The following is a 14,209-nucleotide window of genomic DNA, read 5'->3' as shown; positions in this document are numbered from 1 at the left end:
CCGTCAGGCGTTGATGGTGCCCGCGGCAAGGAGGCCGAAGAGCGCCAGGCCGATCACGATCCGGTAGATCACGAACGCGTTGAAGGAGTGCTTGGCGACGAACTTCAGCAGCCAGGCGATGGAGGCGTAGGCGACCACGAAGGAGACGATCGTGCCGACGGCCAGCGGGGCGGCGCCCACGCCCGCGCCGAGCGCGTCCTTGAGCTCGTAGATGCCGGCGCCGGTCAGGGCCGGGATGCCGAGGAAGAAGGAGAGGCGGGTGGCGGCGACGCGGTCCAGGTCCAGGATGAGCGCGGTGGACATGGTGGCGCCGGAGCGGGAGAAGCCGGGGAAGAGCAGGGCGAGGATCTGCGAGCAGCCGACCAGCATCGCGTCCTTGAAGGAGGTGTCGTCCTCACCGCGCTTGTGGCGGCCCATCTGGTCGGCGGCCCACATCACACCGGAGCCGACGATCAGCGAGCCGGCGACCACCCACAGGGACCCCAGCGGCCCCTCGACGAGCTTCTTGGCGGCGAGGCCGACCACGACGATCGGGATGGTCGCGGCGATCACCCACCAGGCGAACTTGTAGTCGTGGTGGTAGCGCTCGTTCTTGTTGACCAGTCCCCGGCCCCAGGCGGAGACGATCCGCTTGATGTCCTTGAAGAAGTACACGAGCACGGCGGCGATGGCGCCGACCTGGATGACGGCGGAGAACCCGACGACGGACTGGTCGTCGACGGGGATGTTCATGAGCCCCTCGGTGATCTTGAGGTGGCCGGTGGAGGACACGGGAAGGAACTCGGTCACCCCCTCGACTACCCCGAGGACGGCGGCCTGACCGACGGAGATGGCGCTCATGGGATCCAGTTCTGCAGAGTTTGGTCGACAGTGCTGTAGACAGTCTTACAACGGGCGGGTGTGAGGCAAGTCCTAGGCCCAGACGGCCTGGGCGACCGCCACCCCGGCGAAGGCCGCCCCGAGCCCCGCCACGAGGCTCGCGACGACGTTGGCGGCAGCGTAGAGCCCCGCGCCGGTCTCGGTCAGCCTCAGCGTCTCGTACGAGAACGTCGAGTACGTCGTCAGCGCCCCGCAGAGCCCGGTGCCGAGGAGCAGCTGGAGGTGCGGGCTCGCCGCTCCCGCCGATGCGGCGCCGGTCAGCAGGCCCAGGATCAGGCAGCCCGTGACGTTCACCACGAAGGTGCCCCAGGGGAAGACGGAGTCGTGCCTGGCCTGGACGGCGCGGTCGGTGAGATAGCGCAGCGGAGCACCGACGACGGCGCCGAGGACCACCAACAGCCAGTTCACAACGACTTCTTACCCTTCACGTCCGTTTTGCCGGTGTCGTCGGCCCGGCCGACGTACCTGATGACCTCGACGTCGTCCAGAGTCACGAGTCCTTCGGTCACCAGTTCGTCGAGCTGCGGCAGGAACGCCCGGACCCGCTCCTCCGTGTCCACGACGACCACCGCCACCGGCAGGTCCTCGCTCAGGGAGAGCAGCCGGGAGGTGTGGATGCGGGAGGAGGCGCCGAAGCCCTCGATGCCCCGGAAGACGCTGGCTCCGGCCAGTCCGGCCGTGTGCGCCCGGTGCACGATCTCCGTGTAGAGGGGCTTGTGGTGCCAGGTGTCGTCCTCGCCGATGTAGACGGTCAGGCGCAGGGCACGGCCGGTCAGTCTCGTCATCGCTGCCTCCGGGTGAGGACACGACGGGTCACGGTCGCGGCGCACCACACCGCCGCGAGGGCCGTGCACAGGGTCGCGGCGAGGTAGGCGAGGCCGGTGCCGGGCCGGCCGTGGTCGACCAGTTTCTGGATGTCGACGGCGTAGGTGGAGAAGGTGGTGAAGCCGCCGAGGACGCCGGTGCCGAAGAAGGGGCGGACCAGGCGGTGCGCCGGAAGTCCCTCGGTGATCAGGACCAGGAACGCGCCGATCACCGCGCAGCCGATGACGTTCGTCCAGAAGGTCGCCCAGGGGAATCCCCCGGCGGCCGTGGGCAGGGCCAGGGCGAGGGCGTACCGGGCCACGGCGCCGATCGCGCCGCCGGCCGCGACCACCGCGACGACCGGCGCCTGGGCACGCCACTCGGGCCGCCGCTGGGGGCTCGGCTGGACACGGAGGCTCTCGGCTTCCGGGGCTGTCATGGTCGTACGTCTCCTGTTCGGCACCGCCCCTGACGGGTGCCTCAGGGTACCGCCGGGCGTACCCGGCGGTCACTTCGCGGTGGGGGCCGCGCAGACCGCGACACCGGGCTCCCAGACGCTGCCGAGGACGAGGTGGCGGCCGGTCCGGCAGACGCTGGTGACCATGCGGAAGCCGGAGTTGCGGCGGGCCATGTGGTGGACGACCCGGCCGTGGTCGTCGAGCGCCAGGACGGCGACGGTGCCGACGGGGCGGTAGGGGGCGTGCACGGCGGCCCGGGCGGCCGCCCGGCGGACGGCGAGCGGGGCGCGGTGGAGGAGGTCGAGCGGGGGGTTGCGCGGGCCCGCGAGGGCGACCCAGATGAGGTCGTCCTCGCGCCAGATGTTGTCCGGCATGCCGGGAAGCTCGGCGAAGAACTCCGCACTGCCGGTCCGCGGGCCGGTGAGCCAGTAGCGGGTGAGGCGGTACCCGCCGGTCTCGGCGACGACCAGGAAGGTGCCGTCGCCGCTCACGGTCAGCCCGTTGGCGAACTGGAAGCCCTCCCAGGCCACTTCGGCCGTGCCGGCACCCGGCGCGAGGCGCAGCAGGCGGCCGGTGCCGCTGTGCTCGACGATGTCGCCGACCCACTGGTCGAGCGGGAAGCGGCGGCTGGCGGCGGTGAAGTACACGGTGCCGTCGGGCAGGGCGACCACGTTGCTCGCGAACCGCAGCGGCTCCCCCTCGACCGTGTCGGCGAGGACGTGGACCGCACCGTCGTCGAGGCCGACGCGGAGCAGGCCGCGTTCCGCGTCGCAGACCAGCAGGTCGCCGTCGGGGAGGAGGTCGAGCCCGAGCGGGCGGCCGCCGGTGCGGGCGAGCGTCCGGACCCGGGCGGTGTCCGGGTCGCCGAGTCCGTCCAGGCGCAGGATGCGGCCGTCCTCGACGCCGGTCAGGACCCCGCCGTCCGGATCGGTCACCACGTCCTCCGGGCCCCGGCCGCCGATGGCGACGTAGTGGAGGGGGACGAGGCGCGTGGGTCGGTCCATGAGTCCCATGGTGGCAGGCGGAACCGGTCTCACCAGCCCTTCTCGAACATCCGGGCCACTTCGGCGATCCGGATCTCGTCACGCCGGTAGTAGACGCGGTACCGGATGCGCTTGGTACGCAGCAGGCCGAGACGGGCCAGCAGGCCCAGATGGGAGCCGGCGACCTTCCGGGAGACCCCGAGCTTGGCGGCGACGGCCCGGACGGTGACGCCGTCCTCGGTGAGATCGGCGTGGCGCTGGGGCGGGAAGTGGGCCGCCGGATCCTTGAGCCAGTCCAGAATCTCCAGGCGGCTTGCGCTCGTGGGCTTCCTCAGCATCCGACCGGGCCTCCGTTCCTGCCTCCTCGCAGTGTGTGTTCCCACTGTCCCGCAGCCGAAGCCCCCACGTCAGGGAGTCGGGCGCGTTGTCCGAGATCGAACGGCCGTACGAGATCGGCCGGTCGGGGGCTTGCCCGCGGAGCGGGTCCCGGGCAGCCGAACCGGGCCCGGGACCGGCGGACCCCGCCCCGGACAGGACGGAGGGGCCCGACCGTCCCCTTACGGCCGGGCCCCCGTCAGGGGTGGCTCAGCGGTGGCTGAACCACGCCATGGAGGAGAGCGCCTTGTCGTCGTACCCGAACAGGGCCTGGTTCTCCCAGCCGTTGCCGGAGGTGGCGTCGGTCGGGTCCCAGCCGTTGCCGGTGACGGCGGTCCAGGTCGCCTCCCAGTAGAAGACGCCGAGGCCACGGCCGTTCGGGACGGCCTCGACGATGTTCGCGACGGAGTTCATCCAGGCCAGCTGGCCGGCGGCGGTGGCCGGGTAGCCGGTGACCAGTTCGCCGCTGGTGTCGATCTGGTTCTCCAGCGAGTCGTCCTGGGCGAGGGTGAACGGGTAGGCGGTCTCGGCGACGAAGACCGGCTTCGAGTAGCGCGAGGCCACTTCGTCCAGGGTGGTCTGGGCGGCGGCCAGCGAGCCGTGCCAGTAGCCGTAGTACGACAGCCCGATCACGTCGTAGTTGATGCCGTAGGTCTTGGCGTTGTCGAACCACCAGCGGACCGTGGCGTCGTCGCCCGCGTTGGCCAGGTGCAGGGCGACCTGGGTGGACGAGGAGACCGCCTTGGCCGCGCTGTAGCCGGAGTTGATGAGGCCGGCGAGCTGGGACCAGTTGTCGGTGGAGCCCTCGGACCAGAGCATGCCGCCGTTGATCTCGTTGCCGATCTGGACCATGTCGGCGGTGGTGCCCTGGGCCTTCAGCGCGTTCAGGACGTCGTACGTGTGGTTGTACACGTCGGTCTTCAGCTGGCTGTAGGAGTGGCCGGACCAGGCGGCGGGTTTGGTCTGCTTGCCCGGGTCGGCCCAGGTGTCCGAGTAGTGGAAGTCGACCAGCAGCTTCATGCCGGCCGCCTTGATGCGCTTGGCCATGGCGAGGACGTGCGCCTTGTCGTTGTAGCCGTCGGCCGGGTTGACCCAGACCTTCAGGCGCGCGTAGTTCATCCCGGCGTTCTTGAGGATGGTGACCGCGTCCCCGGTGGTGCCGGAACTGGTCTTGTAGACCCCGCCCTTGGCCTCGCTCTTGGCGAGTGACGAGATGTCGGCGCCCTTGATGGACAGACCGGTCGAGCCCGACGCGAAGGTCAGGTCGTCGACGTTGATCCAGTTGCCCGCGTTGGCGTCCGAGTAGACGCTGATCGTGCACTGGTTGTTGGTGACGGCGATCGAGGTGACGATCCGCACCCAGCTGCTGGTGGAGACCGGCAGGTCGGTCTTCTGGTCCGAACTCCCGCAGTTCTTCAGGGATATGTAGGCGGAGTTCTGCCCGCCGCTGGATCGGGTCCAGGCGGTGAGGGTGTAGGTGCCGTTGGTCAGCCCCGACAGGTACTGGTAGGTCTCCACCTTGTAGGCGGAGGCCGAGTAGTGGCTCAGCCGGTAACTGCCGCTGTGGCCGCCGGACTCGGTGTACGAGGCGCCCGTGTCGCCGTACTCCGACCAGCCGGTGGGCGTGGCCACGCCCGCACCGTCCGACTCGAAGCCGCCGTTGGTGAGGGTGCTCGCCGCCTGGGCGGTCTGCGCGGGGAGGGCGGTCAGGGCGAGCCCGGCCAGGAGCGGCAGCAGCAGGGCTCTGATGGTGCGTCTGGGATGGAACATCATCGTCCGTCGTCCCTTCGACGTGACTGGGGTTGGGGGTGTCCTCCGGTGCGACCGGAATCCGGTGCGGCCGGAATCCGGTGCGGCCGGAATCCGGGTACGGCCGGAGGAGCGCCCCTCCGCCCGCGGCTCTCGTGGCGCTCACGGACGGAGGGGAGTCTGGGCGGGCGCGGGCGCGGGCACGGCGGCCCGGGGGCCCGCGCCGCGGTTCAGCCGTCGAGTCGTACGACCCGCACGGCGCCCGCCGGGACCGCGAGCCGGCCCGCGGCGCGCTCGCCGGTGAGCAGTTCGGTGCCGTGCGCCTCCAGGGGCACCTTCGCGTCGGTGGCGGTGTGGTTGATCGCGAACAGGAAGGTGCACGTGCCGGACCCGCCGGTGCGGCGGACCACCTCGACGTCGCGGGGCAGTTCGGCGCGGGGCGCGATCCGGGCGTCCTCGGCGGCCCAGCCGAGCAGGGCGTCCAGGCCGTGGGCGTCCAGGCGCGTCGACACGTACCAGGCGGTGCCCTCCCCCAGCTGGTGGCGGGTGACGGCCGGGCGGCCGGCGGTGAGGCCGTCGGCGTAGGTCCAGACGGTCTCGGCGGCGCCCGGGACGACGAACTCCGTCCACACGTCGCCGGTCAGCTCGGAGCCGTCGGGGCCGGCGAGCCGCACCCGCTGGTCCTTCAGCAGGGGCGAGAACTCCTCGACCGTGAGGCCGAGGGTCTCGCGCAGGGTGCCCGGGTAGGCGCCCTCGTGCACCGCGTCGTGCTCGTCGACGATCCCGGAGAAGTACGAGACGACGAGGGTGCCCCCGTTCGCGACGTACTCGCGGAGGTTGTTCCCGGCCGCCTCCGTCATCAGGTACAGAGCCGGTACGACGACAAGGGGATAGGCCGACAAGTCGCTTTCCGGGTGGGCGAAGTCGACCGTGAGGTGGCGGTCGTAGAGGGCCTCGTAGAAGGCGTCGGCGCGTTCGCGCGGGTCGTGGTCCTCGCTGGGGCGCCACTGGAGGTTCTGCGCCCACCAGGACTGCCAGTCCCACAGGACGGCGACGTCGGCCTGGGTGCGGGTGCCCCGGATCTGGCTCAACGAGTCGAGGGAGGCGCCGAGTTCGACGACCTCGCGCCAGACCCGGGTCTCGGTGCCGCCGTGCGGGAGCATCGCGGAGTGGAACTTCTCGGCGCCGCGCCGGGACTGCCGCCACTGGAAGAACAGCGCGCCGTCGGAGCCGCGGGCCACGTGGGCCAGGGAGTTGCGGGCCATCTGGCCGGGGGCCTTGGCGGGGTTGCGGGGCTGCCAGTTGACGCCCGACGTGGAGTGTTCGAGCAGCAGCCAAGGGGCGCCGCCGGCGACGGAGCGGGTGAGGTCGGCGGCCATCGCGAGGTTCACGTGGGTGCGGCGGCCGTCGGTGATCAGGTAGTGGTCGTTGGTGACCAGGTCGACCTCGCGGCCCCAGGCCCAGTAGTCCATGGAGTCGCACTGGCTGAGGGCGGTCATGAAGTTGGTGGTCACCGGGACGCCGGGCGAGAGGCGGTGCAGGATGTCCCGCTCGGCGCGGAAGTTCTCGCGGATGGTGGCGTCGGTGAACCGCTTGTAGTCGAGGTTCTGCCCCGGGTTCCCCACCGTGGGGGTGACGCGCGGCGGGTTGATCTGCGCCAGGTCGGTGTAGTGCTGGCCCCAGAAGGCGGTGCCCCAGGCCTCGTTGACCGCGTCGACGGTGCCGTAGGTGTCGGCGAGCCAGCGGCGGAAGTGCGCGGCGCAGGAGTCGCAGTAGCAGGCCGAGACGGGGACGCCGTACTCGTTGTGGACGTGCCACAGGGCGAGGGCCGGGTGGTCGCCGTAGCGCTCGGCGAGTCGGGTGGTGATGTTCGCCGCCGCCGCGCGGTAGTCGGCGTTGGAGTGGCAGATGGCGCCGCGGGAGCCGAACTCGTAGCGCACGCCCTCCGCGGTGACCGGCAGGGCCTCGGGGTGGGCGCGGTAGAACCAGGCGGGCGGTGCCACGGTGGGGGTGCCGAGGTCGACGCGGATGCCGTTCTCGTGGAGCAGGCCGAGGACCCGGTCGAGCCAGCCGAAGTCGTGCTCCCCCGGCGCCGGTTCCAGCAGGGCCCAGGAGAAGATCCCGACGCTCACCATCGTGACCCCGGCCTCGCGCATCAGCCGGACGTCCTCCTGCCAGACGCTTTCCGGCCACTGCTCGGGGTTGTAGTCACCGCCGAAGGCGAGCCTGGTCAGGCCCCTGGGGGTGGTGTCCGGCATGGATCTCTCCCGTTTAATCGATCATTTGGGAACGTTCACACACAACGATCGTGGCGTGGGCCCAACATAACCGCACAGCAACAACCATTGACAAGTGTCCGGGATGTTTCTCTACTGTGAACGCTCACAGAGCATGACACGGACTCGCGACGGGCGATGATCCGGGTCTGAGAACGCTCACACATCTGCATGGCAGGTCCCCGCGACGGGCGGGGGCCCAGGTCAGGGGAGAGATCCATGCCGCACACGAAGCGCCGTCGCCTCGTGACAACCGCCGTCGCCATCTCGCTCGGCGCCACCGCCCTCGCCGCCTGCGGCTCGTCCGACGACGACAGCAAGGCCGACTCCGGTCCGGTCTCGCTGACGTACTGGGCCTGGGCGCCCGGTATGGACAAGGTCGTGGACCTGTGGAACAAGGGCGAGGGCAAGAAGGAGCAGATCACCGTCACGGTGAAGAAGCAGGCGTCCGGCGACACGCTGGTCACCAAGATCCTCACCGCGCACAAGGCGAAGAACGGTCCCGACCTGGTGCAGGCCGAGTACCAGGCGCTGCCCACGCTGGTCAGCAACGACGCGGTCGCCGACATAGCGAAGAGCGTCGGCGACGCCAGGTCCAAGTTCGCCGACGGGGTCTGGCAGCAGGTCACGCTGGGCACGGACGCGGTGTACGCGGTGCCGCAGGACATCGGCCCGATGATGTTCTACTACCGCGCGGACCTCTTCAAGAAGTACGGCCTCAAGGTGCCGACCACCTGGGACGAGTTCGCCCAGGACGCCCGTCAGCTGAAGAAGAAGGCACCCGACCTCGACCTGACCACCTTCTCCGCCAACGACTCCGGCCTCTTCGCGGGCCTCGCCCAGCAGGCCGGCGCCAAGTGGTGGACCACCTCCGGTGACAAGTGGAAGGTCGCCATCGACGACGCGGCCACCCAGAAGGTCGCCGGTTTCTGGGGCGGCCTGGTCAAGGAGGGCGTCATCGACAACCAGCCGATGTACACCCCGGCCTGGAACAAGGCGCTGAACACCGGCAAGCAGATCGCCTGGGTCTCCGCCGTGTGGGCGCCGGGCACGCTGACCACCGCCGCGCCCGACACCAAGGGCAAGTGGGCGATGGCCGCGCTCCCCCAGTGGTCCGCGTCCGAGAACGTCACCGGCAGCTGGGGCGGCTCCTCCACCGCCGTCACCACGGACTCCAAGCACCAGGCGGCCGCCGCCAAGTTCGCGGCCTGGCTGAACACCGACGGCGAGGCGCTCAACGCGCTGGCCAAGGAGAGCGGCATCTACCCGGCCGCCACGAACGCCCAGACCAGCGGCGCCTTCGCCACCTCGCCCGACTACTTCTCGAACCAGTCGGACTTCTACACCAAGGCCGCCGAGATCGCGAAGACCACGGCGCCCTCCGCCTGGGGCCCGAACGTGAACGTCGCCTACTCGTCCTTCAACGACGCGTTCGGCGCCGCCGCGAAGAGCAAGTCTGACTTCACCGCCGCCCTGAAGAAGATGCAGGACGACACGGTGGCCGACATGAAGAAGCAGGGCTTCGAGGTCTCTCAGTGACCAGCCCCGCCGGCCGGAGGTCGTACGGGGTCAAGGGGGCCCCGTACGCCTTCCTTCTCCCCGCCACGATCCTCTTCGCCCTGTTCTTCGCACTGCCCATCGGGTACGCGGTCTGGCTCAGCTTCCGCAAGGTGCACGTCTCCGGGCTCGGCCTGGGCGCCGGCGCCCGCAGCGAGGTCTGGGCCGGCCTGGAGAACTACAAGGACGCCCTCACCGACAACGAGTTCTACGACGGTGCGCTGCGCGTCCTCGGCTACGGCTGCATCGTCGTCCCGGTGATGCTGGGCCTCGCCCTCCTGTTCGCCCTGATGCTCGACTCCGAGCGGGTCCGGCTCGCCCCGTTCACCCGGCTCGCGATCTTCCTGCCGTACGCCATCCCCGGCGTGGTGGCCGCGCTGCTGTGGGGCTTCCTGTACCTGCCGGACGTCAGCCCCTTCTACTACGTGCTCGCCAAGCTGCATCTGCCGCAGCCGAACCTGCTGGACGGCGGCCCGCTGTACCTGGCCCTGTCCAACATCGCGGTCTGGGGCGGCACCGGCTTCAACATGATCGTCATCTACACCTCGCTCCGGGCCATCCCCGCCGAGGTCCACGAGGCGGCGAAGCTGGACGGCGCCACCCCGCTGCAGACCGCGCTCAGGATCAAGATCCCGATGGTCGCGCCCTCGCTGGTGCTGACCTTCTTCTTCTCGATCATCGCGACGCTCCAGGTCTTCAACGAGCCGATGACCATCAAGCCGTTCACCAACTCCGTCAACCTGAGCTGGAGCCCCCTGATGAAGGTGTACCAGGACGCCTTCCGCCGGGGTGACATCTACTCGGCAGCCGCCGAGGCGACCCTGATCGCCATCGCCACGCTGGTGCTGTCCTTCGGGTTCCTGCGGTCCGCGAACCGCCGCAACAAGCAGGAGGCAGCACCGTGAGTTCTCTTGCCGTCCGCAAGGCCGCCCCGGCGGCCGGCACGACGCCCGGCACCGCCCAGGGACCGCCACTGCGCCGCCGGATCGCCCTGATCCCGACGCTCACCCTCCTCCTCGGCGCGGTCTACACGCTCCTCCCGGTGGCCTGGGTGGTGATCGCGTCCACCAAGTCCGGCAGCGAACTGTTCTCCACGTTCACCTTCCTGCCCGGCTCCGGCTTCGCCGACAACCTCAAGGATCTCAACGCCTACCGTGACGGCATCTACTGGAAGTGGATGGGCAACTCCGCCCTGTACGCCGGTCTCGGTGCCGTGGTCTCGACGGGCGTGTCGGCGTTCAGCGGCTACGCCCTGGCGACCTACCGCTTCAGGGCCCGCGAGACGATCTTCAACGTGCTGCTCGCCGGCGTGCTGATGCCCCCGGTCATCCTCGCCATCCCGCAGTACCTGCTGCTCGCCAAGGCGAACCTCACGGACTCCTACCTGTCCGTGCTGCTGCCGCAGATCCTCTCCCCGTACGGCGTCTACCTCTCCCGGATCTACGCGGCCGCGGCCGTGCCGTCCGACGTGGTGGAGGCCGGGCGGATGGACGGGGCGAGCGAGTGGCGGATCTTCACGCGCATCGCACTGCCGATGATGATCCCCGGCATGGTGACGGTGTTCCTGTTCCAGTTCGTTGCCGTCTGGAACAACTTCCTGCTGCCGTACATCATGCTCAGCGACGACGAGAAGTTCCCGCTCACGGTCGGTCTGTACACCCTCCTGGAACAGGGCGCCAGCACCCCGGCCCTGTACACCCTGGTGATCACCGGCGCGTTCCTGGCCGTGCTGCCGCTGATCGCGCTCTTCCTGGTCATTCAGCGCTTCTGGAGCCTTGACCTGCTGTCCGGGGCCGTAAAGTCATGACCATGAGCAGCAGTGCGGGGGGCAGGCGCAAACCGCCGACGATCCATGACGTGGCGCGCGAGGCCGGTGTCTCACGGGGCACCGTCTCGCGGGTGCTCAACGGCGGGCACTACGTCAGCCCCGCCGCCGCGGAAGCGGTCAACGACGCCATCCGCAGGACGGGTTACGTCGTGAACCGGCACGCCCGCTCGCTGATCACCGGGCGTTCGGACTCGGTCGGCTTCCTGCTGACCGAACCCCAGGAGAGGTTCTTCGAGGACCCCAACTTCAATGTCCTGCTGAGCGGTTGCACGCAGGCGCTGGCGAGCCACGACATCCCGGTGCTGCTGATGCTGGCGGGCACGAAGGACGAGCGGCGGCGGATCACGCGGTACATCACCGCCGGGCACGTCGACGGGGTGCTGCTGGTGTCGAGTCACTCCGGTGACCCGGTCGCGCAGGAACTGCGCGAGGCGGGCGTGCCGCTGGTGGCCTGCGGCAAGCCGATCGGGCTCGGCTCGAAGGTGAGTTACGTGGCCGCCGACGACCGTGACGGCGCCCGTGACATGGTCCATCACCTGCTGTCGCTGGGGCGCCGCCGGATCGGCATGATCACCGGCCCGCTCGACACCCCGGGCGGTGTCGAGCGGCTCGCCGGGTACAAGGAGGTCCTCACCGAGGCGGGCGTCGAGATCGACGAGGCGCTCGTGGTGTCCGGGGACTACAGCAAGGCGAGCGGTGAGGCGGGGGCGGAGCGGCTGCTCGCGCAGGCCCCGGACATGGACGCCGTCTTCGTGGCCTCCGACCTGATGGCGCAGGGCGTGCTGGCGGTGCTGCAGCGGGCCGGCAAGCGGGTGCCGGATGACATCGCTGTCGGCGGCTTCGACGACTCCCCGGCGGCCACGGCAGTGACCCCGGCGCTCACCACGATCCGCCAGCCCTGGGACCGGATCAGCACCGAGATGGTCCGCGTGCTGCTCGCCCAGATAGGGGGCGAGGACCCGGCGGCGGTGATCCTGCCGACGGAGCTGGTGCGGCGCGAGTCCACTTGAGCGGCGGGCGCGGTCCGGGGTGGCGGGGCACGATGTCGGGCGGCTGCGGCCTTGTGGGGGCTGGTCGCGCAGTTCCTCCCCCAGCCTTCGGCCGGGGGTATCCCCAGCGCCCCTTCGGGGCGCTTTCGGCGAGGTTCGCAACCCGGTCAGGATTGGAGAAGCCGGGGTGGGCTGCCGCGTCCTAGCGTGGGGTCACCGGCCGGAAAGCGCCGGTTCCCTTATCGCGAGGAGCGAGAACGCCATGAGCGAAGGCGTGCAGACGATCATCTACCCCGTCAAGGACGCGGCGCAGGCCAAGGCCTTGTTCAGCGCGTTGCTGGGCGTCGAGCCGTACGCCGACGAGCCGTACTACGTCGGGTTCAAGGCTGCGGGGCAGGACGTCGGCCTCGACCCGAACGGGCACGCCCAGGGACTGACGGGGCCGACGCCGTTCTGGCACGTCATCGATCTGCGGGAGCGGCTGGCGGCCCTGCTGGCGGCGGGAGCGGAGCTGGTCCAGGACGCGCGGGACGTCGGCAACGGCCGGCTGGTCGCCTCGGTGAAGGACGCCGACGGCAACATGGTGGGCCTGATCCAGGACCCGGTGGCCTGAGGACCGGCCGACTGCTTGCACCCGCACTAGTTGCGCACTCAACAATTGGCCTGATCGGTGTTACGGTGCGGGTATGGCAGTGAAGACGGCCGAGGCCCGGCTCGAGGAACAGTGGCGGGACATCCTGTCGGTGCACGCGCGCACGATGTGCGAGATCGACCGGGCGCTGCATCCGCACGGGCTGGGCGCGAGCGACTTCGAGGTGCTCGACCTGCTCGCCACCGAGACCCCGGCCGAGGGTGACCACTGCCGGGTGCAGAACCTGGTGGGCCGGGTCCACCTGAGCCAGAGCGCGCTCTCCCGGCTGATCGGACGGCTGGAGAAGGACGGCCTGGTGGAGCGGTCGGTCTGCGTCGAGGACCGGCGGGGCGTATGGGTCGCGCTGACCGCCAAGGGCCGCGCACTGCACGCCGAGGTACGGCCGCTGCAGCGGGCGGTGCTGGGGCGGATGCTCGACGGAACGGACGCCTGAGCGGTTCGCGCCCCAAGGGGCGCGGGGCTGTAGTGCATATGCGGCTGCCGCCGCGTGGGCGCGACCGGCCCCCACCGGCCCGCGGCGAACGAACCACATGTCCCGCGGCGCGCCTGGAGTCGGCCTGAGGCGGGCCGCCGCGGGCTACCGGACTCGAACCGGCTCAGACCTCTCGGTCACAATCTCGGAGATTGAAGCGGCTTTCCCAGCACGCCTTTGCCCGCGGCAGCCGAAAACAGCCTACCCGCGGCCCACCGGCACGACAGGGCGAATTCCGGTGCCCGGCGCGGCGCTAGAGCGCGAGCTCGATCCCGTCGGGGAGGACCTCCACGCCCTCCGCGGCCACCTGGGCGCGGGCCCGGGACGTCGGGTCGAGCAGGGGGTTGGTGTTGTTGAGGTGGGTGTAGATCCGGCGGGTGCGGGGGTGGCCGGCCAGGGCCGCGAGGCTGCCGTGCGCGCCGGAGACCGGGAGGTGGCCCATCGCCGCCTGCCGGGGCCCTGAGCGGACCGTGGTGCCCATCTCGCGGGCGGTGAAGAAGGTGCCGTCCAGCAGCACGCAGTCGGCCTCCGCGCAGAGGTCGTCGAGGACGTCGCTCCACGCGCCGACGCAGGGCGCGTAGAGCAGCACTCCCCCGGTGGCCAGGTCCTCGACGCGGTACGCCGTGACCCAGCGGCCGTCGGCCTCGGCGAGCGCGGCCGGGACGTACGCCGGGACCTTGGCGCCGACCGGGTGGGCGGTGACCACCAGGCCGCCGGCCAGCACGAAGCCGCCGTCGGCCAGGCTGTCGGCCCACTCCCAGGGGGCGTAGCGGTCGAGGGCGCCCCGGGCGGGGGCCAGCACCGTCCGCACCGGCGGGGCCGCGTACACCTTGAGGTCCGGCGCCCCGCGCAGCACGGTCAGGCCGGTGACGTGGTCGGCCTCGGCGTCGGTGAGCAGCACGCCGCGCACCGGGGTGTCCCGGGGGCCCGGTCCCGGCCACAGCGCGGCCGTGACCGTGAGCTGGGCGCGGATGTCCGGGGAGGCGTTGAGCAGCCACCAGTCCCGGCCGTTGCCGGTCAGCGCGACGCACTCCTGGGTCCGGGACGGCAGCTTGCCGTCCCGGGCGGCGGCGCACAGCGCGCAGGCGCAGTTCCACTGCGGGAATCCGCCGCCTGCGGCGGTGCCCAGCAGGACGACCCTCACGACGATCCGCCCCTCTCGGTCTCCCCGGCCCCTGCTGGGATCT

Annotated in this window: 15 protein-coding genes and 1 tRNA gene; 6 read left to right on the top strand and 10 right to left on the bottom strand. The window is 70.7% G+C overall.

What is annotated here, in order from left to right; translation table 11 throughout:
- Window positions 1-3: 3 nt before the first annotated feature.
- The 8 genes from ABZ887_RS02845 to ABZ887_RS02810 all read right to left on the bottom strand — a co-directional run bounded on the left by ABZ887_RS02845 (window position 4) and on the right by ABZ887_RS02810 (window position 7,506).
- Window positions 4-840, bottom strand: coding sequence for an undecaprenyl-diphosphate phosphatase (locus ABZ887_RS02845; protein ID WP_361282171.1), 837 nt, complete (start codon window positions 838-840; stop codon window positions 4-6).
- Window positions 841-912: 72 nt separating this feature from the next.
- The gene (crcB, locus tag ABZ887_RS02840) at window positions 913-1,287 is read right to left on the bottom strand and encodes a fluoride efflux transporter CrcB (protein WP_361282169.1); all 375 of its coding nucleotides are present in this window, start codon (window positions 1,285-1,287) and stop codon (window positions 913-915) included.
- A complete protein-coding gene (locus ABZ887_RS02835) occupies window positions 1,284-1,664 on the bottom strand; it encodes a DUF190 domain-containing protein (protein WP_361282167.1) in 381 nt (126 codons plus the stop codon). Before ABZ887_RS02835 ends, crcB (ABZ887_RS02840) begins: the two co-directional genes overlap by 4 nt.
- Window positions 1,661-2,122, bottom strand: a complete 462-nt coding sequence (crcB, locus tag ABZ887_RS02830) for a fluoride efflux transporter CrcB (RefSeq protein ID WP_361282165.1) — start codon at window positions 2,120-2,122, stop codon at window positions 1,661-1,663. Before crcB (ABZ887_RS02830) ends, ABZ887_RS02835 begins: the two co-directional genes overlap by 4 nt.
- Before the next feature lie 69 nt (window positions 2,123-2,191).
- A complete protein-coding gene (locus ABZ887_RS02825) occupies window positions 2,192-3,145 on the bottom strand; it encodes an SMP-30/gluconolactonase/LRE family protein (RefSeq protein WP_361282163.1) in 954 nt (317 codons plus the stop codon).
- Window positions 3,146-3,174: 29 nt separating this feature from the next.
- Window positions 3,175-3,462, bottom strand: coding sequence for an ArsR family transcriptional regulator (locus ABZ887_RS02820; RefSeq protein WP_361282161.1), 288 nt, complete (start codon window positions 3,460-3,462; stop codon window positions 3,175-3,177).
- Between the two features lie 247 nt (window positions 3,463-3,709).
- Window positions 3,710-5,269, bottom strand: a complete 1,560-nt coding sequence (locus tag ABZ887_RS02815; protein ID WP_361282442.1) for a glycosyl hydrolase 53 family protein — start codon at window positions 5,267-5,269, stop codon at window positions 3,710-3,712.
- Between the two features lie 209 nt (window positions 5,270-5,478).
- A complete protein-coding gene (locus ABZ887_RS02810) occupies window positions 5,479-7,506 on the bottom strand; it encodes a beta-galactosidase (protein ID WP_361282159.1) in 2,028 nt (675 codons plus the stop codon).
- A gap of 237 nt (window positions 7,507-7,743) precedes the next feature.
- Between ABZ887_RS02810 and ABZ887_RS02805 the strand changes: the two genes are divergently transcribed.
- From ABZ887_RS02805 to ABZ887_RS02780, 6 genes are all read left to right on the top strand, one after another.
- On the top strand, window positions 7,744-9,063 hold the full coding sequence (locus tag ABZ887_RS02805; protein ID WP_361282158.1) for an extracellular solute-binding protein: 1,320 nt from the start codon (window positions 7,744-7,746) through the stop codon (window positions 9,061-9,063).
- On the top strand, window positions 9,060-9,986 hold the full coding sequence (locus ABZ887_RS02800) for a sugar ABC transporter permease (RefSeq protein WP_361282156.1): 927 nt from the start codon (window positions 9,060-9,062) through the stop codon (window positions 9,984-9,986). Before ABZ887_RS02805 ends, ABZ887_RS02800 begins: the two co-directional genes overlap by 4 nt.
- Window positions 9,983-10,888 carry a carbohydrate ABC transporter permease gene (locus ABZ887_RS02795; RefSeq protein WP_361282154.1) on the top strand — a complete coding sequence of 302 codons (906 nt, stop codon included), beginning with the start codon at window positions 9,983-9,985 and terminating at the stop codon, window positions 10,886-10,888. Before ABZ887_RS02800 ends, ABZ887_RS02795 begins: the two co-directional genes overlap by 4 nt.
- Window positions 10,885-11,919, top strand: coding sequence for a LacI family DNA-binding transcriptional regulator (locus ABZ887_RS02790; RefSeq protein WP_361282152.1), 1,035 nt, complete (start codon window positions 10,885-10,887; stop codon window positions 11,917-11,919). The genes ABZ887_RS02795 and ABZ887_RS02790 overlap by 4 nt, the downstream gene beginning before the upstream one ends.
- A 241-nt stretch (window positions 11,920-12,160) precedes the next feature.
- On the top strand, window positions 12,161-12,511 hold the full coding sequence (locus ABZ887_RS02785; protein ID WP_361282150.1) for a VOC family protein: 351 nt from the start codon (window positions 12,161-12,163) through the stop codon (window positions 12,509-12,511).
- Between the two features lie 73 nt (window positions 12,512-12,584).
- Window positions 12,585-12,983: a MarR family transcriptional regulator gene (locus tag ABZ887_RS02780; RefSeq protein ID WP_361282148.1), complete on the top strand. Its 399-nt coding sequence runs from the start codon at window positions 12,585-12,587 to the stop codon at window positions 12,981-12,983.
- 138 nt (window positions 12,984-13,121) lie between these two features.
- Here ABZ887_RS02780 and ABZ887_RS02775 read toward each other — a convergent pair.
- Both ABZ887_RS02775 and pqqB read right to left on the bottom strand, forming a co-directional pair.
- Window positions 13,122-13,207 (bottom strand) — tRNA-Arg (locus ABZ887_RS02775).
- A 68-nt stretch (window positions 13,208-13,275) separates the two neighbouring features.
- Complete coding sequence (pqqB, locus tag ABZ887_RS02770) at window positions 13,276-14,166, bottom strand: pyrroloquinoline quinone biosynthesis protein PqqB (protein ID WP_361282146.1); 891 nt, start codon at window positions 14,164-14,166, stop codon at window positions 13,276-13,278.
- Between the last annotated feature and the right edge of the window lie 43 nt (window positions 14,167-14,209).

It is taken from the genome of Streptomyces sp. NPDC047061 (genome assembly GCF_040643955.1).
Classification (GTDB): Bacteria; Actinomycetota; Actinomycetes; order Streptomycetales; family Streptomycetaceae; genus Streptomyces.
Note: the sequence above shows the minus strand (reverse complement) of the source record. Positions and strands in the feature narration are given on the sequence as shown.

Coding starts and splice junctions, on each gene's coding strand:
- ABZ887_RS02805 (WP_361282158.1), top strand. CDS start 7,744: ATGCCGCACACGAAGCGCCGTCGCCTCGTGACAACCGCCGTCGCCATC.
- ABZ887_RS02825 (WP_361282163.1), bottom strand. CDS start 3,145: ATGGACCGACCCACGCGCCTCGTCCCCCTCCACTACGTCGCCATCGGC.
- crcB (WP_361282165.1), bottom strand. CDS start 2,122: ATGACAGCCCCGGAAGCCGAGAGCCTCCGTGTCCAGCCGAGCCCCCAG.
- ABZ887_RS02835 (WP_361282167.1), bottom strand. CDS start 1,664: ATGACGAGACTGACCGGCCGTGCCCTGCGCCTGACCGTCTACATCGGC.
- ABZ887_RS02785 (WP_361282150.1), top strand. CDS start 12,161: ATGAGCGAAGGCGTGCAGACGATCATCTACCCCGTCAAGGACGCGGCG.
- ABZ887_RS02810 (WP_361282159.1), bottom strand. CDS start 7,506: ATGCCGGACACCACCCCCAGGGGCCTGACCAGGCTCGCCTTCGGCGGT.
- ABZ887_RS02790 (WP_361282152.1), top strand. CDS start 10,885: ATGACCATGAGCAGCAGTGCGGGGGGCAGGCGCAAACCGCCGACGATC.
- ABZ887_RS02780 (WP_361282148.1), top strand. CDS start 12,585: ATGGCAGTGAAGACGGCCGAGGCCCGGCTCGAGGAACAGTGGCGGGAC.
- ABZ887_RS02815 (WP_361282442.1), bottom strand. CDS start 5,269: ATGTTCCATCCCAGACGCACCATCAGAGCCCTGCTGCTGCCGCTCCTG.
- ABZ887_RS02820 (WP_361282161.1), bottom strand. CDS start 3,462: ATGCTGAGGAAGCCCACGAGCGCAAGCCGCCTGGAGATTCTGGACTGG.
- ABZ887_RS02845 (WP_361282171.1), bottom strand. CDS start 840: ATGAGCGCCATCTCCGTCGGTCAGGCCGCCGTCCTCGGGGTAGTCGAG.